The 25,314-nt window shown below is 48.9% G+C and carries 28 protein-coding genes; 15 read left to right on the forward strand and 13 right to left on the reverse strand.

Annotated features, from left to right (window positions below; all coding sequences use genetic code 11):
* Window positions 1–75: 75 nt before the first annotated feature.
* From B160_RS0124040 to B160_RS0124050, 3 genes are all read right to left on the reverse strand, one after another.
* Window positions 76–948, reverse strand: a complete 873-nt coding sequence (locus tag B160_RS0124040) for an ion transporter (RefSeq protein ID WP_018630510.1) — start codon at window positions 946–948, stop codon at window positions 76–78.
* 57 nt (window positions 949–1,005) lie between these two features.
* On the reverse strand, window positions 1,006–3,627 hold the full coding sequence (alaS, locus tag B160_RS0124045) for an alanine--tRNA ligase (RefSeq protein ID WP_157558208.1): 2,622 nt from the start codon (window positions 3,625–3,627) through the stop codon (window positions 1,006–1,008).
* A gap of 145 nt (window positions 3,628–3,772) precedes the next feature.
* Window positions 3,773–4,675, reverse strand: a complete 903-nt coding sequence (locus B160_RS0124050) for a hypothetical protein (RefSeq protein ID WP_018630512.1) — start codon at window positions 4,673–4,675, stop codon at window positions 3,773–3,775.
* A gap of 182 nt (window positions 4,676–4,857) precedes the next feature.
* On the opposite strand from B160_RS0124050, the gene B160_RS0124055 reads away from it, so the two are divergent.
* The 4 genes from B160_RS0124055 to B160_RS30895 all read left to right on the forward strand — a co-directional run bounded on the left by B160_RS0124055 (window position 4,858) and on the right by B160_RS30895 (window position 8,469).
* Window positions 4,858–5,325, forward strand: coding sequence for a methylglyoxal synthase (locus B160_RS0124055; RefSeq protein ID WP_018630513.1), 468 nt, complete (start codon window positions 4,858–4,860; stop codon window positions 5,323–5,325).
* 23 nt (window positions 5,326–5,348) lie between these two features.
* Entirely contained in the window at window positions 5,349–5,759 is a 411-nt protein-coding gene (locus tag B160_RS0124060) for a four helix bundle protein (RefSeq protein WP_018630514.1), read from the forward strand.
* Between the two features lie 23 nt (window positions 5,760–5,782).
* Window positions 5,783–7,822: an excinuclease ABC subunit UvrB gene (gene uvrB, locus B160_RS0124065; protein WP_018630515.1), complete on the forward strand. Its 2,040-nt coding sequence runs from the start codon at window positions 5,783–5,785 to the stop codon at window positions 7,820–7,822.
* 233 nt (window positions 7,823–8,055) lie between these two features.
* Window positions 8,056–8,469, forward strand: a complete 414-nt coding sequence (locus B160_RS30895; RefSeq protein ID WP_018630516.1) for a hypothetical protein — start codon at window positions 8,056–8,058, stop codon at window positions 8,467–8,469.
* Between the two features lie 244 nt (window positions 8,470–8,713).
* Here the strand turns inward: B160_RS30895 and B160_RS0124080 are convergent, their stop codons facing one another.
* The 4 genes from B160_RS0124080 to B160_RS0124095 all read right to left on the reverse strand — a co-directional run bounded on the left by B160_RS0124080 (window position 8,714) and on the right by B160_RS0124095 (window position 11,479).
* The gene (locus B160_RS0124080; protein ID WP_018630517.1) at window positions 8,714–9,364 is read right to left on the reverse strand and encodes a class I SAM-dependent methyltransferase; all 651 of its coding nucleotides are present in this window, start codon (window positions 9,362–9,364) and stop codon (window positions 8,714–8,716) included.
* A gap of 124 nt (window positions 9,365–9,488) precedes the next feature.
* Window positions 9,489–10,004 (reverse strand): hypothetical protein, encoded by a 516-nt coding sequence (locus tag B160_RS0124085; RefSeq protein ID WP_018630518.1) that lies wholly within the window; start codon window positions 10,002–10,004, stop codon window positions 9,489–9,491.
* A 493-nt stretch (window positions 10,005–10,497) separates the two neighbouring features.
* Window positions 10,498–11,004, reverse strand: a complete 507-nt coding sequence (locus B160_RS0124090) for a hypothetical protein (RefSeq protein WP_018630519.1) — start codon at window positions 11,002–11,004, stop codon at window positions 10,498–10,500.
* A 13-nt stretch (window positions 11,005–11,017) separates the two neighbouring features.
* Window positions 11,018–11,479: a MarR family winged helix-turn-helix transcriptional regulator gene (locus B160_RS0124095; protein WP_018630520.1), complete on the reverse strand. Its 462-nt coding sequence runs from the start codon at window positions 11,477–11,479 to the stop codon at window positions 11,018–11,020.
* Window positions 11,480–11,658: 179 nt separating this feature from the next.
* Between B160_RS0124095 and B160_RS30050 the strand changes: the two genes are divergently transcribed.
* The 7 genes from B160_RS30050 to B160_RS0124130 all read left to right on the forward strand — a co-directional run bounded on the left by B160_RS30050 (window position 11,659) and on the right by B160_RS0124130 (window position 16,616).
* Window positions 11,659–11,910, forward strand: a complete 252-nt coding sequence (locus B160_RS30050; protein WP_018630521.1) for a VOC family protein — start codon at window positions 11,659–11,661, stop codon at window positions 11,908–11,910.
* A 92-nt stretch (window positions 11,911–12,002) separates the two neighbouring features.
* Complete coding sequence (locus tag B160_RS0124105; RefSeq protein ID WP_018630522.1) at window positions 12,003–12,914, forward strand: hypothetical protein; 912 nt, start codon at window positions 12,003–12,005, stop codon at window positions 12,912–12,914.
* Between the two features lie 109 nt (window positions 12,915–13,023).
* Entirely contained in the window at window positions 13,024–13,527 is a 504-nt protein-coding gene (locus tag B160_RS0124110; protein ID WP_018630523.1) for a thermonuclease family protein, read from the forward strand.
* Between the two features lie 156 nt (window positions 13,528–13,683).
* Window positions 13,684–14,796, forward strand: coding sequence for a type I restriction endonuclease (locus B160_RS30055; protein ID WP_018630524.1), 1,113 nt, complete (start codon window positions 13,684–13,686; stop codon window positions 14,794–14,796).
* Window positions 14,786–15,058 (forward strand): hypothetical protein, encoded by a 273-nt coding sequence (locus B160_RS0124120; RefSeq protein WP_018630525.1) that lies wholly within the window; start codon window positions 14,786–14,788, stop codon window positions 15,056–15,058. Before B160_RS30055 ends, B160_RS0124120 begins: the two co-directional genes overlap by 11 nt.
* 23 nt (window positions 15,059–15,081) lie before the next feature.
* Window positions 15,082–15,657 (forward strand): hypothetical protein, encoded by a 576-nt coding sequence (locus tag B160_RS0124125; protein ID WP_018630526.1) that lies wholly within the window; start codon window positions 15,082–15,084, stop codon window positions 15,655–15,657.
* Window positions 15,654–16,616 (forward strand): DUF4407 domain-containing protein, encoded by a 963-nt coding sequence (locus B160_RS0124130; protein WP_018630527.1) that lies wholly within the window; start codon window positions 15,654–15,656, stop codon window positions 16,614–16,616. Before B160_RS0124125 ends, B160_RS0124130 begins: the two co-directional genes overlap by 4 nt.
* A 71-nt stretch (window positions 16,617–16,687) precedes the next feature.
* On the opposite strand, the gene B160_RS0124135 is transcribed toward B160_RS0124130, so the two are convergent.
* Entirely contained in the window at window positions 16,688–18,226 is a 1,539-nt protein-coding gene (locus B160_RS0124135) for a glycoside hydrolase family 10-like protein (RefSeq protein WP_018630528.1), read from the reverse strand.
* Window positions 18,227–18,414: 188 nt separating this feature from the next.
* Between B160_RS0124135 and B160_RS31440 the strand changes: the two genes are divergently transcribed.
* A complete protein-coding gene (locus B160_RS31440; protein ID WP_018630530.1) occupies window positions 18,415–18,984 on the forward strand; it encodes a hypothetical protein in 570 nt (189 codons plus the stop codon).
* 172 nt (window positions 18,985–19,156) lie between these two features.
* On the opposite strand, the gene B160_RS0124150 is transcribed toward B160_RS31440, so the two are convergent.
* The 3 genes from B160_RS0124150 to B160_RS0124165 all read right to left on the reverse strand — a co-directional run bounded on the left by B160_RS0124150 (window position 19,157) and on the right by B160_RS0124165 (window position 21,141).
* On the reverse strand, window positions 19,157–19,477 hold the full coding sequence (locus B160_RS0124150; protein ID WP_018630531.1) for a ferritin family protein: 321 nt from the start codon (window positions 19,475–19,477) through the stop codon (window positions 19,157–19,159).
* Window positions 19,478–19,560: 83 nt separating this feature from the next.
* Window positions 19,561–20,466, reverse strand: coding sequence for a DUF4267 domain-containing protein (locus B160_RS31240; protein WP_018630532.1), 906 nt, complete (start codon window positions 20,464–20,466; stop codon window positions 19,561–19,563).
* Window positions 20,467–20,553: 87 nt separating this feature from the next.
* The gene (locus tag B160_RS0124165; protein WP_026309991.1) at window positions 20,554–21,141 is read right to left on the reverse strand and encodes a Crp/Fnr family transcriptional regulator; all 588 of its coding nucleotides are present in this window, start codon (window positions 21,139–21,141) and stop codon (window positions 20,554–20,556) included.
* A gap of 858 nt (window positions 21,142–21,999) precedes the next feature.
* Between B160_RS0124165 and B160_RS0124175 the strand changes: the two genes are divergently transcribed.
* Complete coding sequence (locus B160_RS0124175; RefSeq protein WP_018630535.1) at window positions 22,000–22,677, forward strand: NAD-dependent epimerase/dehydratase family protein; 678 nt, start codon at window positions 22,000–22,002, stop codon at window positions 22,675–22,677.
* Window positions 22,678–22,736: 59 nt separating this feature from the next.
* On the opposite strand, the gene B160_RS0124180 is transcribed toward B160_RS0124175, so the two are convergent.
* Window positions 22,737–23,192, reverse strand: a complete 456-nt coding sequence (locus B160_RS0124180) for an SRPBCC family protein (RefSeq protein ID WP_040680388.1) — start codon at window positions 23,190–23,192, stop codon at window positions 22,737–22,739.
* Window positions 23,193–23,349: 157 nt separating this feature from the next.
* Here B160_RS0124180 and B160_RS32315 point away from each other — a divergent pair, with 157 nt between their 5' ends.
* Window positions 23,350–23,580, forward strand: coding sequence for an ORF6N domain-containing protein (locus tag B160_RS32315; protein ID WP_018630537.1), 231 nt, complete (start codon window positions 23,350–23,352; stop codon window positions 23,578–23,580).
* Window positions 23,581–23,589: 9 nt separating this feature from the next.
* The gene (locus B160_RS32320) at window positions 23,590–23,928 is read left to right on the forward strand and encodes an ORF6N domain-containing protein (RefSeq protein ID WP_245562277.1); all 339 of its coding nucleotides are present in this window, start codon (window positions 23,590–23,592) and stop codon (window positions 23,926–23,928) included.
* Between the two features lie 59 nt (window positions 23,929–23,987).
* Here the strand turns inward: B160_RS32320 and hemL are convergent, their stop codons facing one another.
* A complete protein-coding gene (gene hemL, locus B160_RS0124190; RefSeq protein WP_018630539.1) occupies window positions 23,988–25,277 on the reverse strand; it encodes a glutamate-1-semialdehyde 2,1-aminomutase in 1,290 nt (429 codons plus the stop codon).
* Window positions 25,278–25,314 lie beyond the last annotated feature (37 nt).

Below are 25,314 nucleotides of genomic sequence, written 5' to 3' on the forward strand. Positions count from 1 at the left end.
ACGTTTTTTTTCGTAGTTCAAAGTTATGGCTTTTGCTAAATACGAAAATATTCGGAAATGTTAAAAATCTGCAGATCAGGATGGCATTTTTTCGCCGCAGTTACTGCAATAAACGGCGCCGGCAGTATGACCGCCCACATGACAGTGCGGGCACCGCTTCCCCCGGTTTCTTTTTTCTTCCTGGATCACAGAGGCCGACATGATACCGGTAGGAACAGCGATGATCGAATAGCCCAGGATCATGATAAAGGAAGCGATGATCTTTCCTACTGCGGTTACCGGGGCTACGTCCCCGTATCCGACGGTGGTAATGGTAACCACGGCCCAGTAAATGCTTTGCGGAATGCTGTTGAATCCCGAATTGTGCTCGTACTCGACCACATACATCAGCGATCCCAGGAAAATGGCCAGCAACAGGACAAAGAACAGGAAAACAACAATTTTACGGAACCCCCGGATGAGCGCGAATATCAGTACCCGGCTTTCATCGAGGAATTTTACCATCCGGAAAATGCGGAAGATCCGGAGGAGCCGGAAGCTGCGCACGATCATAAACACATGCCACTGCGGATAAAGGAACTCCATATAAGACGGCAGGATGGCCATCAGATCGATGATCCCGTAAAAACTGGTGGCGTAGCGCCTGGCCGAGCGCACGCAATAGAGCCGTAAGATATATTCGATGGTGAACAGCACCAGGAAAACAATATCGAGGGTCTGGAAAAGCGCTGCATGTTTTATCGACAGGACATCCACGCTTTCCAGCATTAAGAGCGCAATATTTGAAAGGATAAGCACAAAGAGCCCGATATCAAAGATTTTTCCGGCTACGGTGGTAGCCTGGAAGATAGTGATATAGAACCATTCCCGGAGTGTTCCTTTTTCATCAGGCCGGTTCTGATCCTGTACCACATCGGGTCTGTCGGGTATTAAACGGAACAACGACATGCTGTGTCTGAGGTCTATTATTTGAAGTCGGGTCCCAACCTCAAACTTTAAACAAATTTAAACCAATAACCTTTTCACTGCTTCGATCACCTTATCCAGGTTGCCGGCTTCCTGTCCGCCCGCAGTGGCCAGGGTCTTTTGCCCGCCGCCGCCGCCTTTAATGAGTGGTGCTACCTGTTGTTTGATGATCTGGCCTGCATCCAGGCCTTTGGCGGCAACCACGGTGTCGGCAATAGCAATGGCTACAGAAGCCTTGCCACCGATATTGGCGCAAAGCACCACCACAAAATCCCGCAGGTGGTTCTTCAGATCGCCGCAGAGTTTCTTCAATGCATCCGGGTTGCTCACTTCCACGATATCGGCGATAAAATTCACCTGGTTGATGATTTCATCTTTTTGCAGCAGGCTGTTGCGGATGCCTACCAGCTCTTTTGCTTCCAGGCGTTCCACTTTCTTTTCGAGAGCTGCCTTATCCGTAATTAATTTTTCAATAGCTTTTAATGGATTCGTGGCTTTCAACAGTTCCCCAACCTGTTTGTATTCGGCTACTTTTTCGCTCAGGTAGCGGAAGGCTGCCGGGCCGGTCAGTGCTTCAATCCGGCGTACACCCGCAGCCACGGCAGATTCGGAGGTGACCAGGAACATACCGATCATACCGGTTTGAGGCACATGGGTGCCCCCGCAGAGTTCTACAGAGAAGTCAGGATCGATGGTCACCACGCGGACCGTATCTCCATATTTTTCCCCAAAAAGTGCCATAGCGCCCAGTTTGAGGGCTTCTTCCTTGGGCATTTCTTTAATCACCACGGGAATGTTCTCCCGGATCTTTTCATTGACGATCATTTCCACCTTCCGGATCTCTTCATCGGTGATCTTAGCGAAATGAGAAACGTCAAAACGCAGCACATCGGGAGATACGAGCGAGCCCTTCTGGTTCACATGGGCTCCCAGCACCCGTTTCAGTGCGGCATGCAGCAGGTGCGTGGCCGTGTGGTTATAAGTGGTATTCAGACGTTTTTCAAAATCCACAACAGCGTTTGCTTCTCTTTCAACAGCCGTAGGCAGCTTGTCGACGTATTGGATGATCAGGTCATTTTCTTTTTTGGTGTCCGTTACCGGTATGACCTCATCGCCAAATTGGAGAACGCCGGTATCGCCCACCTGTCCGCCGCTTTCGGCATAGAAGGGTGTGGTCTCCAGCACCAGCTGGTATTGTTCCTTGTTCCTGGTTTTTACCTTACGGTATTTGGTAATCCTCGTGGGCACATTGAGATCGTGATAGCCTACGAATGTTACCGGTATTTCTTCGTGCACCGGCTGCCAGTCTTCCGTATCCACGGCTGTTGCCGCACGGCTGCGGTTTTTTTGTTGTTTCATCTCGGCCTCGAAACCGGCCTCATCGATAGCGATGTTATTTTCTGAGGCGATCAACCGGGTCAGATCGATCGGGAAGCCGTAGGTATCATAGAGCTCAAATGCTTCTTTTCCTGCTATGGTTCCCGAAGCGGCACCCGCAGCGATCAGCTCATCCATGCGTTTCAGCCCCTTTTCCAGCGTGCGCAGGAAGGAATCCTCCTCTTCTTTAATGACCTTACTTACAAAGGCTTCCTGTTGTTTTAACTCGGGGAACACCTGTTCAAACTGGTTAGCAATAACGCCTGCCAGCTGGTTCAGCAGCGGTTGTTTATAATCCAGGTAAGAATAGTAATAACGTACTGCCCGGCGCAGGATCCGGCGGATCACATAACCCGCGCCGGTGCTGGCAGGCAGCTGCCCATCGGCAATCGTAAAGCTGATGGCCCGGATATGGTCGGCCAGGACGCGGAACGCAATGGCTTCCCTGCTGTCACTGAAGTCATATTTTCTCCCGGTAATCTTTTCCACCGCCGCAATGGTTCCGGAAAAGACATCCGTATCGTAATTGGATGTTTTGTTTTGCAGCACCCGTACCAGGCGCTCAAAGCCCATACCGGTGTCTACATGGCGGGCCGGCAATGGCTGCAGGCTGCCGTCCTTCAGCCGGTTGAACTGGATGAATACATTGTTCCAGATCTCGATCACCTGCGGATGATCAGCATTGACCAGGGTCTTTCCATCGGCCAGCTGCCGTTCCGCATCCGTCCGGCAATCCACATGGATCTCCGAACAGGGGCCGCAGGGACCTGTATCGCCCATTTCCCAGAAATTATCTTTTTTGCTTCCGCGGATGATGCGGTCTTCGCTGATCCATTTTTTCCACTCCGTTGCAGCTTCCTCATCATAGGGCAAGCCTTCCTTTTCGTCACCCTCGAAAACGGAAACGTACAGCCGGTCTTCCGGTATTTTAAATACTTGGGTCAGCAGCTCCCAGCTCCAGGCAATGGCTTCTTTTTTAAAATAGTCTCCAAAGCTCCAGTTGCCCAGCATTTCGAACATGGTATGGTGGTAGGTGTCCACGCCTACTTCCTCCAGGTCGTTGTGCTTACCGCTCACGCGCAGGCATTTCTGGGTATCGGCTACCCGTGGAAAAGGGCTTTGTTTATTTCCGAGGAAATAGTCCTTGAACTGGTTCATCCCCGCATTGGTGAACATCAGCGTGGGGTCGTTCTTTACCACAATGGGAGCCGAGGGCACAATTACATGCCCTTTGCTTTTAAAAAAGTCTAAAAAAGCCTGCCGGATTTCGGTACTGGTCATCATATAAAATCACCGTAATTAAGGCGGTGGGCTGCAAATTTAGTTGATTCAGGGCGTATAAAGAATGCCGCTGATTCGCAGATTGAGATGTATTTGACAGCCGAGCCATTGGAGCATAAAAAATCAGCGCATCTGCGGCTTAATATACCTATTTCCGCTTTCCTTCAAACGGGTAAAACGACAACCCCAGCGACAACAGGAACTTCCGGGAACGCAGATCCCTGTTTTCATAAACGGTGGGGGGAGCGTCTTCGTTTGATGTGGAAGAGAGGGGGTTGGTGGCAAAATGCATCCCTACATCAAACTTCATCCAGGAAACATTTGGAAATCCCGCCTGGAACAGCATACTGGGCTCAAAAAACACTTTGTTCTTATTGGGGAGCGTGTTATATCCTACGCGGGCCTGTTCATCTTCGGTATAATTGGTGCTGATATTGCTGGTGGTCATTAATGAAAACTGGGGCGCAACAGACAGCCGGGCATTATCCGTAAAGAAGAAATTAAAGGAAGGCGTAATATGACATTTAACAAACTTGTAGTCGTAGTACCGTCCACGTTCCGTTGGGATACCCGAATCGGTGGATTTGGAGGAACCAAAGCCGGCGCCCAGGATCCCGTTAAAATAGACTTTTTGCGATGCTCCCATTGCTGTATAAAAACCAGCGCCCACATCGATCATGGAGCGGGTATAGTTTATTTTGCTGGACTGGTTGCCATCTAAAAGATCATCATCATTGAAACGGTCTTTCTCAAACCGGCGCATTCCGGCTACCTGGATCATAAAGTGATCGGTAACGGCCACCGCTGCCTGCACGTCAAAGCCAAGATTTTTATCCATTTTATCCTCGCTGCTGCTGTCGAGGTCAATATCGCTGAACAGGTTATTGGGATTTGCAGCAAAGGCTCCGCTCAGTTTAAAATCGCCCTGCTGACGAAAGAAAGAGGCGTTATAAACAGCAGGGTTATGGATGTACCGGGGATTGGTGCTGCTGCAGGAGGCCAGGCAAAATATAACGATGACCGCAGCAACCGGGGATACAGAAAGCTTCATTGTTGTTGTTTTATAGAATAAAAATACTGACTTTTTAAACAATTGAAGCTTAAAAGGGCGACGGCTTTCTGTCAAACACTAACATCTGTTCGTTTAAAACATGCCGGGGCAACGGGTCTGCTGTATCCATCCCGGGTTTTGTATCTGGTTATTATTCTATCTTAGCTCTTTAATAAAAAACAATGGTACGAACACTGGGGGCACAGAAAAGAATTGCGCTGGTTGCGCACGATCATAAAAAGGATGAGCTGTTAAGTTGGTCGATGACGAACAGGGAGAAACTGAAGCAGCATGCGTTGTTTGCCACCGGAACCACCGGAACCATGCTGGAGCAGGCATTGCAGCTGCCCATCCAAAAACTGCTCAGCGGCCCGCTGGGCGGCGATCAGCAGATCGGGGCGATGATCGCTGAAGAAAAGCTGGACATCCTGATCTTTTTCTGGGACCCCATGGAAGCACAACCCCATGACCCGGATGTAAAAGCGCTGCTGCGTCTCTCCGCAACCTATAATCTGCCCGTGGCCTGCAACGCAGCTACTGCCGATTTTATGTTTGCCGCTCCCTTTATGACCCTGGAATACAAAGCCGTGCAAACGGATTATTCAACGTATTTGAAACGGAAATTACCGGAGGGGGGTGGTAATTTATAGTTTTTGATTTATTGTTTATCGTTATGAGCACCATTTTAAAATTTGAAGATCTTGAAATCTGGCAACAGGCGCGGATGCTGTCATTTGAGGTGTTTAAGGCAACGCAGAAGCCACCTTTTTCTTCCGATTTTCGATTTAGAGACCAGATAAAGGCAGCGGCAGGATCTGCAATGGATAATATCGCAGAAGGATTTGAGCGCTCGTCAAGGCTGGAGTTTATCCATTTCCTTGGAATAGCAAAGGGATCTTGCGGAGAAGTGAAATCACAACTATACCGGGCCCTGGATCAGAACTATATTTCAAATGATTTGTTTAATGAAACGTATAACGGATATACAAAATTAGCTTCGGGTATAGCCGCGTTTATCATCTACCTAAATAAAACTGAGGCGCGTGGTCTACGGTTTAAAGACAGGACCGACAATAAACCATAAATAAAAAACAATAAATTCTCTCAATGCCGTTCAACTTAAATATCCCCTTCCCGCCCGCCGGCGATCAGCCGGAAGCGATCCGGCAGCTGACCGAGGGTATCCTGGCTGGCGAAAGATACCAGACCTTACTGGGTGTTACCGGCAGTGGTAAGACCTATACCATGGCCAATGTGATCCAGAACGTGCAGCGGCCAACCCTTATCATCACCCACAATAAAACCCTGGTGGCGCAGCTGTACGGGGAGTTCCGGCAGTTCTTCCCGGATAATGCGGTGGAGTACTTTGTCTCTTACTACGATTATTACCAGCCGGAGGCCTATATGCCGGTGAGTGATACCTATATCGAAAAAGACCTGGCCATCAACGAGGAGCTGGACAAGCTGCGGCTGCGGGCTACCACCAGCCTGCTCAGCGGCCGGCGGGACATCATCGTGGTAGCATCCGTAAGCTGCATTTATGGTATGGGAAACCCTACGGACTATGAGAACGGGATCATCCGGATCGATAAAGGACAGACCCTCTCGCGCCAGGGATTTTTGCATGCCCTGGTGAACTCGTTGTACACCCGTACCACATTGGAGTTTACAAGGGGCAGCTTCCGGGTAAAAGGAGACACAGTAGACATCAACCTGCCCTACCTGGATTTTGGTTACCGGGTTACCTTCTTCGGGGATGAGATCGAGCAGATCGAAAGCATTGATGTAAATACCGGTAAGCGGATCAACAAAATGGAGAATGCAGCCATCTTCCCCGCCAACCTCTATGTGGCGCCCAAAGACATGATCAACCAGGTGCTGTTTGAGATACAGGATGAGATGAATGCCCAGGTGGAGTATTTTAAGCAGCAGAACAAGCTCATCGAAGCGCAGCGTTTAAAAGAGCGGGTAGAGTACGACGTGGAAATGATCCGGGAGCTGGGTTATTGCAATGGTGTAGAGAACTATTCCCGGTTCTTTGACCGGCGGAACCCCGGTACCAGGCCTTTCTGCCTGCTGGATTATTTTCCCAGGGACTATATCACCATTATTGATGAAAGTCACCAGACCATGCCGCAGATCAGCGGGATGTATGGCGGCGACCGCAGCCGGAAGCTGATCCTGGTAGACTACGGGTTCCGCCTGCCTTCCGCTATGGATAACCGTCCCCTGAATTTTCATGAATTTGAGAACCTGCAAAACCAGGAGATCTTTGTCTCCGCAACGCCCGATAAATATGAGCTGGAAATGACCGGTGGCGTGATCGTGGAGCAGGTGGTGCGGCCGACCGGCCTGCTGGATCCGCCGATCGAAGTGCGGCCAAGCATCAACCAGATCGATGACCTGCTGGATGAAATTGACAAGACCGTGAAGAAAGGCGACCGGGTACTGGTGACCACCCTCACCAAAAGGATGGCCGAGGAGATGGACAAATACCTGCACCGGATCAACATTAAATCCAAGTATATCCACAGCGAAGTGGATACACTGGACCGGGTGGAGATCCTGCGCCAGCTTCGCCTGGGCGAAATTGATGTGCTGGTGGGGGTGAACCTCCTGAGGGAGGGGCTCGACCTGCCGGAAGTGAGCCTGGTGGCCATACTGGATGCGGATAAAGAAGGGTTTTTGAGAAATGAGAAGTCCCTTACCCAGACCGCAGGCCGCGCGGCGCGCAATGTGGATGGCAAAGTGATCTTTTATGCCGATGTAATGACGGGCAGCATGCAACGTACGATTGATGAGACCGAGCGCCGCAGGGAAAAACAGATCGCCTACAATATAGAGCATAATATTACCCCACGCACGGTGAAAAAATCGAAGGAACAGGTGTTCAAACAAACTTCTGTGCTGGACATTAAAGGGTTTGATGAAAAAGATAAATACGCTATTGGCTTTAACGAAGATATGATCACCGTAGCAGCGGAGGATCCGGCGGAGTATAAGACCATCCCGCAGATGGAAAAAGCCGTTGCCAAAATAAAGAAGGAAATGGAAAAGGCGGCAAAAGACCTTGACTTTATGGAAGCCGCACGGCTGAGAGACGAGATGTTCAAAATGCAGAAAGAGCTGGAAGAAATGAAGCGATAAAAGGATGGGGATCGTTTCAACCGCCCGGGGCCGTAAAGATTTTTTGGCGTCCTCCCGGAATAGATACCGGGCCTGGTTGCTTATGTTTTGAATGCCCCGGGCCTGGCAATTGCCCGATAGGCGTTGCATGCGATGTACGTTAATTATCAGAATCAGATCTGCGGCAGCAGTTTTGTACCTCCCCCGGCGTGGAAACATTTCCTTATTTTGTAACGCAAAATGTTCAGCTTTTTATGCAGATAACCTTATCCGGGGTAACCATTGTTATGGAGTTACATGCGGTTCATATCCACAGTGATGAACCCTTGCTTCAATTCTTGGCCGGCGACCCCTTACAAAATACCGACCTGCTGGTAAAAGAGCTGCTCCGGGCCTATGAAGCTGCATTTCACCAGCCGTTGGATATTTCCCCCGATTCGCTTGCTGTAGAGATCTGGGGGCACGTGTATGTGGAGCAGTTTGCAGGGTATATTGCCCGGCTGACGGACCTGAACCTGGTCCGAAAACTCCTGTACCCCGTACAGAAATACTGTGCGGTCATTGATTGCGGGGAGCAAGGGCACGACAGCAACCGCTGGTTCTGGGACCTGCTCGCTCCGCTTAAGGCAACGATTGGCGGATGGCTACCGGGTAGCGGAAAGAGCTGACCAATTGTTTTATGCTTTTACCGGTTCGGGACTATGAAAGCAAAGGCCATCCAGGCCCTTTTGTCACTGTTACAAGCCTGCTGGTTACAATATGAAATGCAATGGTAAACTTTGTAACCAGAATGTTACAAGATCTCTTGTTACAAAATATTTTGTAACTAAACTTTTTGTAACAGGGACAATATCCGACTCCGCAGGCTTCAGAGACAATCAAAAAGCTCATTTACAGAGGGTTGTAATGACCCTATCGAAGCACAAAAACACTCACATCGGTTTCCTTGTCATTAAGCGTAACAGCGCTGTTCCATTGCTGTGCAGCGTAAGGAAGCAATGTGGTGATGAAGGGCTTTGCCATCAGCCGCTGCGGGGTGCTGATGATTACGGTAACCTGATGTTGCAGGAAGTGATCAATTACTTTTTTGAGCCCGGCAAATACAGCGGGCTCGTAGTTTACGTCGCTGAGCAACACCACGCCGGGCAAAGGCAATGCCAGGGCATTTTCCCAGTTCAAGGTAGTGGCCGTTACATTTTTCAGTTGTAACTGCGCTGCCGATCTTTTTACATAAGCTGACGCAAGCGCCTCTTTATCGCTGATGGTTACGTGTTTGGCAACAGGAGCAGCGTATAAGCCGGGCAAACCCAGACCGGCGGCCAGCTCCAGCACCTGCTGATCCGTAATGTATTCCTTATGCTGCTGTAAAAACAGGCAAAGTCCTATTGCTGCCGGCCATACCTGCGCCCAGTAGGCGGCGTTTTTATTGTACCTATAAGCCTGTTGCACAAAACCGGGGAGAGGCATACAAATTTCCAGGTTGTGATCGCCTATTGCAAAAGCCTTCAATACAAAGGGGGAATACATATGCCCGCAAAGAAAAGGAATTATTGAGGTACTCATATCCCTCCGGCACATATTACGCCTGTCTTTTCAACAAATGATAGCCGGCAGCCTTTATAGCCAGGCTTGTCTGTGCAATACCTGCATCCCACCGGCTGAACCTGAAATTTAGGAAATGAGCTATTTACTTTACCGCCGCCAGGTCATCTGCATCAAAAACATACTCCCGCCGGATGATATTTCCCTGCGCATCTGTTGTTTCCTTATACTGATGGTAAGCGTAAATATTAGGGGCACCGGTTGGCGAATCGTCACACTTAAAGCCCGGGTCTTTTAAGATCCGGGCTTTGGTATTACAGGCGCTGTCCATACGCTCCTTGTCCTGGATAACGATTTTTGCAATATCAAATTTTTCCACAACACTGGTATATTGAACCCGGTAGGGATCGCAGTTTTCGGTGCAAATGAACAGCTCGCTCTCATAAAGACCACCGGCGGCAATTCTAAGCGTATCCTGGTATACCAGCGTATCCGGTTTATAGGGTTCCCGCGGCCATATGGCCCCTCTTCTGATCTCTACCGGTACCGAAAGTTCATTTTTAAAGGCAGTGGTGAAGGTGTAGCCCTTCTTTTGGTCGTTGTCTTTTTTACAGGCTGCAAAAATGATTAGCAGGCAAACAATGGATACCAATACTCTCATGAAATTTGTTTTGTTTCTTTACAGAACGCATGTTTCTGTTAAAAGGCAACACCGCAACAGCACATTCTTCATTGCGCTCTCCATCAAAAGCGTCTTTCGACGACGTTCCCTTCGATAATGTCACCCTTCGACAGGCTGCCAATGACAGATTGCTTACGCATTGGAAATCAATTATACTTTAGTTATGCCGAACAATGTCTTGCTGAACTTGTTTCAGCATCTATTCAGCCTCTATGCATGATTTAGGCAGATCCTGAAACAAGAATAGATCCCGGAACAAGTCCGGGATGACATCTTCAGGATGACCCAAAGCAGGCTTGTCACAGCTTCATTGATTTTGCAATGCAAATTGAAAACTCAGGATGACATTCCCGAAGGGCGTGCTTTTCCTGTCATGGTGAGCTTGCCGAACCATGACGGTCCCGTATTGAGGTGCTGAAGTGAGTGACACAACGAAGCCGCCATAAGCGCTGAAGTCGGCCCATGAAGCAACTCACCCGTTCTTTAACCCTGCCAGCTTTGCCAGCAAGGGAACTAACCCTATAGATAGGGCTATAAAAACACCTACGCGTATATAGTTTAAGGTGCGCCACTGTTGTGCGCGGCTTACTAAATCGGTGCTGAAGGGTTTGCCGTTGGCGATGGCCTGGAACTCGATAATGTTGGGAGCAAAATATGCAAGGGTCCACACCCGCAATGCAACATGTACGGCAAATAAGACCAGGAGTCCGTTCCTTACCGGATCGATTTTCCAGCAGAAAACCACGGCCAGGATAAATGTAAGCTCGTGAAGGGAGTGGGCAATGATCCAAAAGGTCTTAAGATCTGCACCATACGGTTTTTTGAAGTATTGGAAGGACTGCGGCGGGGCGGCCGTCCATTTGGGAACGAGTACTGCCGTTTCAAAAAGTTGTGCTCCGTTCAATAAAAAATAAGCGAGGATGGTTACCAGCAACCAGCCTTCAGCTCTTGACAGGTATTCCATATTAACGTTTGCCATGATGTATTGTTTTTTATTTAGCATTGTTGTTGAGCTCGCTGGTAAAGGCCTTCATAATGCCAACCGAAGCGCGGAGATAACCGGCGATCAGCTGCACTTCCTTCTTGCTGTAGGTGGAGATCAGCTTTTCTACTTCCGCCTTTAGCCATTGGTTAGAGCGCTCAAACAGCTTTTTTGCCCTGGCCTTATCAGCAACGATCAACACTTTCCGCCGGTCGGTTTTATCCGGCTGGCGACTTACCAGTTTCCTGTTCTCCAGCCGGTCGATCATGGCGGTTACCGCGCCGGTGGTCAGACCGGTTTCACCGGACAGCTCCCCTGCTGTAAGTGGCCCCTGTCGCAGGACCAGGCTCAGGTACTTATGGTCAACGCCCGTAAGGCCGGCGCTGCGGGCAATGGCCTCATGCATCAGGATGGTTGCATCGGAGACCGCTCTTCCCAGATCGCTTAAATTTTCCGCATCGGATAGTTGCATATATCTTTATAATTAATTATCTTGATGATAAAGATAAATTAAAATTCCTGTTTCACTGAATTTTTATCGCCAGATCGGTAACCCCCGGTTAAAATTCCGGTGAATGACGAGGAAACCCGTCGCAGACCACCCTGCTATTGCCGTGAATACCCCTGGTACAGCCGCTTTCCGGAAAGAGCATGTTTCATGACCACCTTGCCCGGTATCCGGCAGGCGGCACGCAGCACCTTGCATTCCGCTTACCGGTTGAGGACTTTGACCGGGTCACCGCCGGGCTGCACAAACAGGGCCATGCCCTCATCAGCGAAGTGGATCATCCCATTGCACGCATGGCGTTCTTTGACACCTGTCAAACGCTGGGCCTGGTTACGGAGATCATGGGTATAACGCCGGAAGGGTGGGTGGCCGTTGAGCAAATGAAGCGTTCGTAGAACAGCGGACCATAAATCAAACACATTATCATGGTGTACCTGCTTTACGGGTTCCCGTAAATTTCTTAGCACTACTTTGCAATCTTTGCAGCATGTTTGCGGATTACACGAACCGGGTACTGCAGGATTATGAGCAAAAAAGGACGGCCAACCGGCTACCGATAAACCTTAGCGCGCCTACCCCGGCCCGGCTAAGAGATGAATGCCTGATCGTATGCAGGGAAAGATGGCAGCGGCGGGATGAAAAGACCCTGCGGGATTTTTTTGATCAGGCCGGCGACCAGGCCGCATACCTGCGCCTGATCCGGAATTGCGATATTGACCGGTTCCGGCCCCTGAGCAATTTTTTGAAAAAACAAACGATCTCAACCGACGACAAAAATATTTTGCTCCTGGCCTGGCTCACCGGCTTTGAGCCTTTTGAGTCTGAAAGAAATTATGACGGGAATAGCCCCGAGGACAATACAGAGGAAACAACAGCACCAGCGGAAAGTACCGGGCAAAAACCGGAGGCAATAACCGGTGACGGGATCATAAAAAATGACGAAACCAAGATAGTTGCAACCAGCCAACCGCCGCCGATGAAACCGAAGCGTTATTTTAAAGCCATCATCATACCGGTAGTGCTTGCGGTTCTGGCAGGCGTATTTCTTTATCTGCATTTAAAAGTCCAAAGATCCCCCGCTGTAATGGGTACCGTCATAAACAACCGGGAGGCCTGCATGTACTGGACAGGGGATCACTACCGCCAAATATCCTGCAGCCAAAAAGTTTATGGAGCCCAGGTGATTGCGCTGGACACCGAACAATTGGTCCATTTTAAAAAAATAACCCGGCCGGACACCATTACCGCAGCGGATATTAACCGGATTGCTTATATACGGCTCAACGGGAACATAGAGTTCTATACAAGAATGGGCAACCACCCCGTTTACCCGGAACGAAACCTGAGACCCCTGTCGGAGCATATCTATGAAAAGCACATCCTTCCGTTGAAACATTAACGGCCATGCTTTTGATAACCGGCCGCCGCTCTATACACATAAAAAATTTAAAGGTTCCTCAAGTACATTATCCCCGCATTCCTGTACATTCCCACAAAAATAATCATCCATGATGCATTGGTGTATCGCATTTCTTCTTCTGTTCCCGGCAGCCTGTAACGGACCATCGGTCAAACCGTACAGCAGCCCGCCGCAAGCCCCCGAAAATAAAACGGCTTACAAGGTAGTGGGCGTTAAAGATGGAGACACGTTTGTACTGCTGATGAACGGAAAAGAGCAGGTGGTGCGACTGGCCCATATCGACTGCCCCGAAAAGAAACAGCCTTTCGGAAACAGGGCAAAACAATTTGCCTCCGGCCTGTGTTTTGGAAAAAAGGTCACCCTCGTTCATCAAAATAAATATGACCGGAACAGGCGGCTGATAGCGGAAGTGATCCTGGAAGACGGTCGCAACCTGAATAAGGAGCTCGTAAAGAACGGCCTGGCCTGGCACTTTAAAAAGTACTCACATAATAAAGAATATGCGGCGTTGGAAACTGCTGCAAGGCGCCAAAGAAAAGGGCTTTGGACCGATGCACGCCCCGTCTCACCCTGGAACTGGCGCCGCCGGTAAGGCCGCTCTCCCTCCAAAAAATGAGCCTTCCTGCTTCTTACGGTTTCCCGTAATACATATGTGAAACAGCACCCTACCTTAGCTGCAGATTACAGGGTAATGTGACTCAATTCCCTGTTATCAAAAATTCACTATTCATACATTAACTGCCACAAAATGGAACCTGATTTAAAACTAAAGCTGGAGCAGCTACACCAAAGAGTAGATGCATTAAAAGACCAGATCAATACTGAAGAAGCCACAAAAAACGCTTTTGTAATGCCGTTTATCCAGATCATCGGCTACGATATTTTTAATCCCACCGAAGTGATCCCGGAATACATTTGCGACATCGGCACAAAAAAAGGAGAGAAGATCGATTATGTGATCAAAAAAGACGGTGAGCCCATCCTGATCATTGAGTGCAAACACTGGAAAGAGCATGCAGACGCGCACAATTCCCAGCTGCACCGGTACTACCACGTTTCCAAATCGCGGTTTGGTGTGCTCACAAACGGGCTCGTGTACAACTTTTATGCAGACCTGGAACGGCCCAATGTGATGGACGATAAACCTTTTTTTACGCTGGATCTTTCCAACCTGAAAGACTCCGGCATAAAAGTTCTTGAAAAATTCACCAAAAAGGATTACAATCTTGAAAGCATCCTGGACTCCGCCGAGGCGCTAAAATACATTAAAGCCATCCGCAATGAATACGAAAAGGAACTGGAAGATCCCTCCGACGAATTTGTAAAGCTATTGGTGACCCGGTTTTTTGAGAAACCATTAACGGCCTCCCGGCTCGCCACTTTTAAAGAATATACCAAAAGAGCCATCTCCAATTCGATCAACGAATCCATCAGCTTCCGGCTGAAAAATGCATTGAACATCAATGAAAAAACGCCCGTACCGCGGGGTAGCGGGGCCGTGGGGCCCATTGATGAACATACGGAAGGGCCCAGGCTGATCACCACCGAAGAAGAAACAGAAGGCGCGCAGATCATCAAAGCCATTTTAAGGGAAGTAGTGCCGGCCGCCCGGATCGCCTTCCGGGACACACAATCTTATTTTGGCATCTTACTGGATGACAATAACCGGAAGCCCCTGGCAAGACTGCATTTCAATTTCTCTAAAAAATACCTGGAACTTTTTCATAAAGGAAAGGACAACGGGGAGAAAAAGCTGCTCGACTCCCTGGATGATATGTACCAGTACCGGAAAGAGTTGCTGGCTACGGTTGCCAGTTATCAGCAAAAAAACGATAAAGAGGAATCATCCAATGACCGTTAAAGTATATTATGCAGAAAAGCTTTTTGATCCAAGGTGGATCGAAAAGCGGAAACGGATCCTGCACCGCGACAACAACCAGTGCGCCATTTGCAGGAAAGCAGAAGGAAAGCTGCACGTTCATCACAAACAGTATCATGTTATAAAACGGCTGCAAAAGCATGTGGATCCCTGGGACTATAATGATAGCCTTTTAACCACTTTATGTGAAAGCTGCCATAACCGCGGTCATTATCGATATGCAATACCGGTAAAATATATTTAATTCAGCTTAAATCAATTGAAGCAATGGGATTTTTTGACTTATTTAAAAAGCGCGCGCCGGCGCCGGCGGAAATGCCGGAGGAAACAAAGAACCATACACTTCCCGAGATCAAAGAGGAAGATTTCATTGACAACTCGGACCCCATAGAAGAAAATACCCCCACCTATTCTGTGGAGTTTGGTTCTAAGTTACCGATAGACATCATCTATGGTTTTTTAAAAGAGGATTATGAAAATAAAGCCTACAACGACGCGTTGACAAACCCCGATCAATCTTACAAGGATGCCAACCTGGCCATTGTTCGCAGTAACCTGGAAATAAAATTCAAACAGGTCTTTTTAAAATATGAAGACATGCTGCGGGAGATCGGCTTTCACATCCATTCCCGCGGGCAGGCCGGCTTAACCGATATCGTAGAGTTGCTCAGGTCCAAACAAAACACGTACGAAAAACATATGGAAGAGCTAAAAAAGATGAAAGAAGACCTTGACAGTGGGGAGCTGTATATGATGGGCATCTTTAAATCGTATGAGGTAGGATTTACCCGTGGGCTGGCATCGCTTTCTTTACACAACTTAAAAATCGACAATACACTATGAAGAAAGATTGGTGGATAAAAACAGGCTGTTTGCTAACAGGCTGGAATTACCGGATATTGGGCACCTGCACCGAGGCCAGCCGGAAACAGCTGAAAAAATATGCTTCCGCAATCCTGATCCTGATCATTCTCTGGTCCTTTATAGGATATTCCTTTGCAGAACGGTATGTGCGCGCATCGCTCTGGGGCTGTATCCTTACCGCCATTATCTTTGTGTTGATCATTGTTCAGATCGAACGCCAGATCATACTTACAGTTGGCAAGAGCAGCTGGCTCAGCAGCTTTCGTGTAGTGATCGCTTTTATCATGGCGATCCTTGGATCCACGATACTGGATCAGGTCATTTTTAAGGACGATATTGAAAAGAAGATGATCCAGATCGTGGACCGGCAGGTAAACGAGCAGCTGCCCAACCGTTTAACGGTCATCGATAAAAAGCTGCAGGAGCTTCAGGTAGAAATCGATTCCCTGGATAAGAAAAACCTGGTTTTGTATGAGGAAATATCGAAGCGCCCGACCATCAACACGGTTTCTAAAACCACAACAAACCTGCAGATCCGGCAAAGCGATGGCAACTATACAACCCGGCCGCAAACAACCATATCCACAACACCGATCGCCAACCCTAAAGTAAAGGAGTCCGAGATCAACGAACAAAACCTGGCGGTATCCCGGAAACAAAAAGAGGATTACACACAGCGGAAAATAAAGGCGGAAAGCTCCCTGCGGCAGGAGCTTAAATCCAAACAGGGTTTTTTGGAAGAGTTAAATGCCATTATAGAAATACTCATGGAACGACCCATTGCGCTGGCCTTTTATTTCATTCTTTTTTTGTTTTTAATGTCGCTTGAATTATTTGTCGTATTCAGCAAGACCGGCGACACCCAATCAGACTATGATCTTGTAGTAGAACATCAACTGAAGCAAAAAAGAAAAACATTAGACCAGCTGGCGCAATGATGCCGGCAGCCACTCCCAGCCGGGCCTTATCGGTCAAAATTGATACACAGGTGATGCCAACGGCCTGCCGGTTATGGCGCCGGGGCAAGGCCGGTTAACGAAACCTCGGCTGCTGCACTTTCATTGCCGCTACGGTCCACCGCAGTTACCACAATGCGCCGCAGCGCGCCTCCTTCCTGCCGGCGGCTCAGTTGCAGGGAACGATCCGGTTGGCTGAGGATCTGGTAGGTCCAGCCATCGCCGTATTGACCGTACACGACCCAATGGAATACCGCTTCTTCGTTTCCCGGAGACCATTGCAGGGTAACCTTGTCTGCCTGTTGTGTAAACGATACCCGGGGCGCAGCAGGAGCGGTTGCATCCAGCCAGGGGCTGGACGGTACCAGGGCCTGTTTTTTATACGGCCCCTCTGCCAGCGCTTTTGCCAGAACAGGATTGCGGATCAGGGAAGAAATGCTCCAGTGCACCACACCGCTGCTTTGGGGCTGCATGCCCCGCTCGATCATGATCTGGCTGATGACCTCCGTGGTATTGCAGGCGCTGGTATCACGGCCTACGCTGATGCCGGGCCAAAGGTGGCGGTGCATGGTGTTCTCCCCCGACCACCACCCCAGCAATACCGGGTAGCTTTGTGCCAGGCGGGTAGTGGGCCAGTAAAGTTGTGGTGAGAAATAATCGACCCAACCTTTATTGAGCCACAGTTTAGCATCGGCATACAATTCGTCGTACTGATCAAAACCCGTTACCGACGCCGGGTGACCGGGACGCCAGATACCAAACGGGCTGATGCCGAATTTGACGTATTTCTTTTCTTTCTTTATTTCGGTATACAGCCGTTGTATAAAGGTATTTACACTTTGCCGCCGCCAATCGCCGCGCGTCAGCTTGCCGCCGCTCTTTTGATATTGTGCCCAGCTAAGGCTATCCGGAAAATCCTGGTTGCCGTTATAAGAAGGATAGGGATAAAAATAATCATCAAAATGAACCCCATCGATATCATACCGTTTTACAATGTCCATGACCACATCTACCCCATGATCCTGCGTGGCCTTCAGCGAAGGATCAAACCACCAATAGCCTTCTTTCAGCTTCACCACCAGCTCGGGTTTTGTTTTTACCAGTGAGTGTTCTGTTACCGGTCCGCCGGATACATGGTGCGCCCGGTAGGGATTCAGCCAAACATGCAGCTCCAGTCCTCTTGCATGTGCCGCATCGATCCAGAACTGCAGCGGATCGTAAAAAGGATCCGGCGCTTTGCCCTGGGTGCCGGTAAGAAAATAGGACCAGGGCTCCAATGCACTTTTGTACAGGGCATCCGCCTGCGGCCGTACCTGGAAGATGACCGCATTAAAATGATGCGCCTGTAAAAAATCAAGCAGGGCGAGGGCTTCTTTCTTTTGCTGCTCCACCGGTAAGCCGGGTTTACCGGGCCAGCTGATATTGGCTACCGTAGCTACCCAGGCCGCCCGGAACTCCCGGGCAACAGCCGGAAGGGACGCGCGGGACGCGGAATGCTTTGCTTCGTTGATAGCGGGTTTTTGCGTGGCACAGGAAAGAATGCCGGCAAGCACCAGCAAATAAATTGCAAGGAATAAAGAACGGGTATGCATAGCTCGTTAGAATAGAAAGGGTAAATGTACTGCAAATAATCCGCTTTTGGCGGACCGGAACGGGCGTTTATTCCACTCCCCGCATACGGATATGGGCACTTTTGCCACAGCGGCAACCGGAAAAGAAACCATAGTAGTACTGCTTACCCCGGTGGCACTTTATTTGTGCCGCTCTTTAAAAAAACATCATGAATACAGCACACAGCGAAGACCTTCAGGATCCTGAAAAGGACCGGCAAAAATTACAGCCCGACAAAGCGATCATGAACCTGCCCGATGTAGAAGACATTCCCGGCCAGGAAAACATTCATCCGCCCAACCTGCAGGAAATGGCAGATACCACTACCTCGTCCGATGATGAAGAGGGAACGGCCGTTTTTGAAGAAGGTACAGAAAGTGAAAGGCTGAACCCGGGAGAAGAACTGAGTGAAAACAATCCCACATCCGGGGATCCCCGGCAAACAGCCGGTAGCTTTGATGAAACCCTGCCAACAGAAATAAGCCCTGCCGGCAAAGAAGCGACCGAGGTTACCGATGAAGAAGTAGCCGCCCTGGACCAGACAGCATCCCCGGACGACGAAAACCAACGCCGGGCGCGCCTGGATGACAAGGACGCGGAAGGCGAAAAACTAAATGAAAAAACGGATAACTCCGGTGAGGACCTTGACGTACCCGGCGAAGAACTGGACGACGAGGATGAGGAGATCGGTGAGGAAGATGAAGAAAACAATGCATATAGCCGGAGCGACGATCAATAAACAAAGCCGGATCATGCCGGAGGCTTCATCGTCGTAAAACCATCGCTTCACGCAAATCGTGCAGGCACGGATCAGCCCCAGTGTGTCCCGGCCTATAGCGTCGGGCTCACACCCACTACCAGAGGAATAAAAATGTACTGTTTCCGGAAGCGGGCCACCCGGCATCGCCCTGCTATGCTCCTTCGGCCTTGTCTTCCGCTTTTTCGGCGTTCTTGATAATGTCGCCCTCTTTAAACAACACATTCTTTACAACAATGCGCCATTCCTTCTTTTTGCGCAGCAGGAACTCAAGATCCATGGCAAAATGGATGAATTCCTCCTGCTGGGCGTGCTGCATGATCTTTTTTGCCTCCCGGTCTTTTTCCACATGAATGCGCTGCTCATACCAGTCGATGGCTTCAGCTTCTTCGATGAGCGATTGGATCATCCGGGCAAAAGTGCGCACCGGCTGGGAGAGCTCCTGTGGTGGTTCGTGGTATTGATCAAATCCCATTGGTTCTGATTTTGAATGAATAAAGGTGCAACGCATAACCAACGCAAATTTTAAGCCACGTTTGCGTCTTGCGCTACCATCTTTCAGGCAAACGGGGAAGAACAATAGCGATCGATCAGTGTATTTAACCGGCCGCATTTCCTGCCTCTCCATACGAGAAAAGCAAACAATGGTGCCGCCATTTTAGCCATGCCTACCAGTTTGGAATCATTCAGGTATAAAAACAATGCCAGGTCGGTTAACCTTTTGGGAATACCTCTTTTATTTGTTAAACCATCATTGGCCAGTCCGTTCAGAACCTGTCCGGCCTGTTCAAACCGGAGGTTTCCCGGCTGTATGACCGTTCTTACCCGGCAATTCACGCCGGTGTTATTATAAAATGAATGCTGCTCACAGATGTCGATTGTAATACGGTCTCCTTTTTTCAATTGATAATAATGGCCGCTCTTGCCTACCTGAAGGCTCCCATCCAGCAATTCAAATGTTTCAGCAAACAACGTGTGATAGTGCCAGGGTGTTTTATCCCCCGGATAAATTGTGGCTTCCGTAACTGTTTCTGCATGACTGGCGGCTGAATGAATGATCTGCGCCGGCTTACGTACTACAACAGGTATCTTCCTTTTGCGTACAAGCAATAATGGGCCGGTGATGATGCAAATGAGAACCGCACTGAGATGCGGAATCAGCAACTGTAACTGATCGCTTTTATTCCATACGATCAGCAGATCGCCCAACGGCACTACCGTTGCGGCCAGCAGGCTGATCCCCAGCGCGCGGCGCTGACCGGTGCAAACAAGCAATACAAGGAGCAGACCGGAAAAGAGATCCCGGATGCCTTTGATCCGGTGAAATGAAAGGTCGCCACCTGTATCAACATTGATGCCGTAAGCACGCATCGCAACTTCAGGATCAAGCAAAAAGCGGGCTCCGATAAATAATAAACCCAGACCGGTAAGCAGGCAAACAGCCAATGCAATTTTTGTTGTCATATTTTTTTTTATTTGTTTCGACAACAAAATTCAGACAGGTGTACCGGCTATTGATGCACCTGGGTTAATAAATGTCTGCAGCCTGTTTCAGGATCCTTTTGCACCCTGATGAAGGATCCTTTTACGAATGCGGCTTAGAGACTGAGGCTTTACGCCTACAAAGGATGCGATATGGTATTGGGATATCCGCTGACCCAGATCCGGATGCTCTGTAATGAATTTCCGGTATCTGGCTTCCGGCGTATCGGTGTAAAAAGAGTTAAGGTCTGTCAGCGCCTGGATGAACACCTGCTCAATAATGACCCGGACCATCCGTTCACCGTATTTCAATTCCTGATACAATTTCTGCAGATCAGCATGGGTGATCACATACAGTTCGCTATCTTCCAACGCCTGTATCACCTGCTGCGATGGTACCCTGGGCACAAAGCTGGCGTAGTTGCTTATAAATTGGTTCTCCTGTAAAAAACCATAGGTCTTTTCTTCCCCGTCCACATTAATATAAAAACGCATCAGGCCCCTGCTGATAAAACCCGCGTATTTACAGATGGCTCCTTCAGATAAAAAGAACGATCCTTTTTTATAATTTTTCCGGATAAAAAGCTGACCAATGACCTGCTCCTCTTTCGGACTCAGAGGAATAAGTGACCTGATCGCCTGGATTAATTGCTTCATGAGTAAAACCGCTCTTTCTTTTGAATAAAAATAAGAAAGTTCTATGTGGTAAAAGCATGCGTTATTGATGCCGCCAGGCCGGAGCGCTATTCTAATCAGACTGTCTTTTCCTTGAACGTTGCGTAAATAGCCGGACATGGCCATGTCCCGGGTTAAACTCCTCTTAGAAGCTGTTTAAAAACGATCCGGGAGGATCCGTATAACCATTAAAAGTACCAGCTTTTTACCGTTTCTACTTAGGCACTTCGCTGTAGCCGTCATCTATACAAAGCGGGGTTAAGCGATCATTTTAGCAAAAGAGGCATAGCCTCGAAAGATCCGGCAAGAACGGGTTTCAACCCCGTTCACACGTCCCAAAGAGCAACAGAGAGCCATGGGCTCGGGGCATAATGATCCGTGCTGATGGCACTTATGAAATTACGGACTCGTTAAAGCCCTGCTAAAGCGCGGCTTTAACGACAACGACGTGCCGGATGGCGCTTATAAGGAGGATCAAAATTTTATTTTTCAACAGCTCTTAAGGACAATTGCAGGGGGCCACTGCGCCGGCACGATATAAATCAGTAAAAGGTTTCATTCTTTCTGCTTTTTGTTTCAACCGGCTTTTTTACAATGGGCTAATTTTGCAGCTAAACAGGGTTGCATTGGATAACCCGGAAAGTCGTGGCCGCCTATATCGCGGCCCTTCCTGAGCATCCGGAAAAGATATAAAGGCAGGCGTGGGGGGTGAACAGACCCGGCGTGTAGGGCGATAGCCTTCTTTTTATTAAGAAAAGATACCGGGAAAACCCCCAAGGCAATACCTTTGTAAAAGCCCGGATCCTGAGTACCGGTCATTTTCTTTAATAAAGACCCAAGATGAAATTAAAAGTGATCATAACCGGCGCTACCGGCATGGTAGGCGAAGGGGTATTGCAGGAATGCCTGGTTAACCCGGCAGTGGAAAAGATCCTGCTGATCAACAGGAGACCCAGCGGTTATCTTCACCCGAAGATCGAGGAAATACTCCACAGCAATTTCAATGATATCGCCCCTATTGCCGACCAGGTGAAGGGTTATGATGCCTGCTATTTTTGCCTGGGTGTTTCCTCGATCGGGATGAAGGAGCCCGATTATTATGCGGCTACTTATACCCTTACATTGAACTTTGCCCGGGTGCTGGCCGGAAGGAATCCGCAAATGACCTTTTGCTATGTTTCCGGGGCAGGAACAGACAGTACGGAGAAAGGACGGCAAATGTGGGCAAGGGTAAAAGGAAAGACCGAAAACGACCTGATGAAGTTACCCTTCAAAGCCGTATATCATTTCCGGCCTGCTTTTATGAAGCCCACTAAAGGAGCGCGCAATGTAAAAGGCTTTTACAAAGTGATTACCGCGCTTTACCCTTTGTTCCGGGTATTGAATGCCAACTATTTTTTAACCCTTGAAGAAGTGGGTAAGGCCATGATCCAGGTATCGGTCACTGGTTATCCGGCACCTGTTATTGAAGTAAAGGATATTGTCCGGCTTGCGAAATCAAATATCAGCACGAAGTAAAACAAGCGTGTTATTGTCGAAAAATGCGGTAAACCCTTTGGAGCAGAATTATTTATATCTTATAACAAGCCGCCTCTGCCTGATGATTGGTTCTTCCAGCCCGATCGAATAATAGCGTAAAGGTAACGTTTCATAATCATCGCATCCACCAGGCGGCCCAATAGGCCCAACGGCGACTGAAAACAGAACAGATCTTTCATCAGCGTTCCGCCTTCTATACTACTGAAATAATGATCATGCTTTATAAACTTAAAGGCCCCACGGACCTGCTCATCCCTGAAATGAAACGGTCGCTGATATACCGTAATCTTTGAGGTCAGCTTTTGGCGTACTCCAAAATGAGTGGCCTGCCAGGTCACCGTTTCTCCCTCTCCGATCAACCCGGTGGTTTTTCCGGCAATGGCTTTTTCCTTTGTTTGAGCGGTTGAAAAGCTGTGCAGATCAATGCTCCTTGCCAGATCAAAACAGGTTTCGATATCCGCTCCGATATAGGTTCTCAATTCAATTACAGGCATGCTGTTTTGAGTTGTCGATTTTAAGATGAATAAAGATACATCCGAAAGGACCATCATCCATTAATCCTTTATGCCCTCTGTTTGCATTACATTATTAAAAAGCATAATGCAACTTGGAAAATAATTTGTACCTTTTGATCACTAAAACATCTACCCTATGCAAATCATCCGCAGCATCCAAAATCGCATTTATGAGATCCGGGGTGAACGCGTGATCCTCGACTTCGACCTCGCCGTCCTTTATGAAGTAGAAACAAGAACGCTGAATCAGACCGTAAAAAGAAACAGCAAACGATTTCCTGCCGATTTTATGTTCCAATTGACCCGGCAGGAATTTGCCGCATTAAAGCCAGAAATCAACAAATCATACAACGATGATTTTCAATAAGTTACGGATATGTCATCACAAATTGTGATGACATATCCCGGGAAACGGCCAAAGACTGCACTACCTTATGCCTTTACGGAACAGGGAGTAGCAATGCTCAGCGGCCTCCTGAACAGCGACAAAGCCATTCAAATGAATATCGCCATTATGCGGGCATTCGTGGAGATCAGAAAGATCGTGCTTCAGCAGGGCGATCTGAAGGAACAGCTGAAACAGATCCAGGAGCGCATTACCGGCCACGATGCGCAGCTTTCGGCTATTTATGATGCTATTGAAAATTTGCTGGACGAGAAGGTAGCCCAGCAAAAATGGAATGATCGCCGGCGGATCGGGTTTAATACGAAATAAAAAAATTTATGCCCTTTGCGGATGATCCGGAATAAAAACAACAAGAACAACGAGCGGAATTAAAGCTCCTCCAAACTCTCTTTCACTGCCTGTATGGTCTGATCCAGGTCCTCCTTCGTGAGTGCGTTGTTCAAAAACCAGCTTTCAAAAGCCGAAGGCGGCAGGTAAATGCCCCGCTTCAGCAAAGCATGGAACAACCGGTTAAACCGTGCATTATCAGCTGCCGCAGCCGCAGCAAAATTCACTACCGGCTGAGCCGAAAAATGAATGCTGATCATGCTGCCCAGATGGTTGATCACATAGGGCTGCCCCCATGCCTTCAAAACGGCGTCCAGTCCGTCTTTCAGATACAGGGTCTTTTCATCCAGTTCCGTCAGCAACTCCGGTTTTTCCTTTAGTGCTTTCAGCAGGGTTAAGCCTGCCGTCATCGCCACCGGATTACCGCTCAGCGTACCGGCCTGGTACACGCCACCCAACGGGGCCACTACTTCCATAATATGCCGCTTACCGCCAAAAGCGCCTACCGGCATCCCGGCCCCGATCACTTTGCCATAGGTTACCAGGTCCGCATCAATACCCAACCGCTCCTGCGCGCCACCCAGCGCCAGGCGAAAACCGTTCATTACTTCATCAAAGATCAGCAGCATCTGCTCCTCATCGCAAATACGGCGCAGGCCTTCCAGGAAGCCCGGCTCCGGAAGGATACAGCCCATATTGCCCGCTACCGGCTCTACAATAATGGCCGCTATTTCACCTTTGTGCCCCGCAACCAGCTTTTCAACTGCCGCCAGGTCATTATACGCACAGGTAAGTGTGTCATTGGCGGCACCGGCGGTAATACCCGGTACGGTTTGTATATTAAAAGTAGCCACGCCGCTGCCCGCCTTCACCAGGAAAGGATCGGCATGACCGTGGTAGCAGCCCTCAAACTTGATGAATTTATTCCGGCCGGTATAGCCCCGGGCCACCCGCAGCGCGCTCATACAGGCCTCGGTACCGCTGTTCACCATACGGATCAGGTCTACATTGGGCACCATGGATTTGATCAGCTCTGCCATCTCCACTTCAATTTCCGTAGGTGCTCCAAAAGACGTGGCTTTTTCCACCTGCTGCTGAATGGCCCTGGTTACCGGTTCATAACCATGCCCCAGGATCATAGGCCCCCAGGAAGCGATATAGTCGATATAACGTTGCCCGGCCACATCATAGAGGTAGGCCCCCTTTGCTTTTTCAAAAAATACCGGTGTACCGCCTACGCTTTTAAAAGCCCGTACAGGCGAATTAACTCCGCCGGGGATACTGTGCAGCGCACGTTCAAATAAGGATCTGCTGGACTCGTATGTATACATGATGTGAATTGTGAATGGTCAATAGTTAAAGCGCAAA

The organism is Niabella aurantiaca DSM 17617 (genome assembly GCF_000374125.1).
In the GTDB taxonomy this organism is placed as follows: domain Bacteria; phylum Bacteroidota; class Bacteroidia; order Chitinophagales; family Chitinophagaceae; genus Niabella; species Niabella aurantiaca.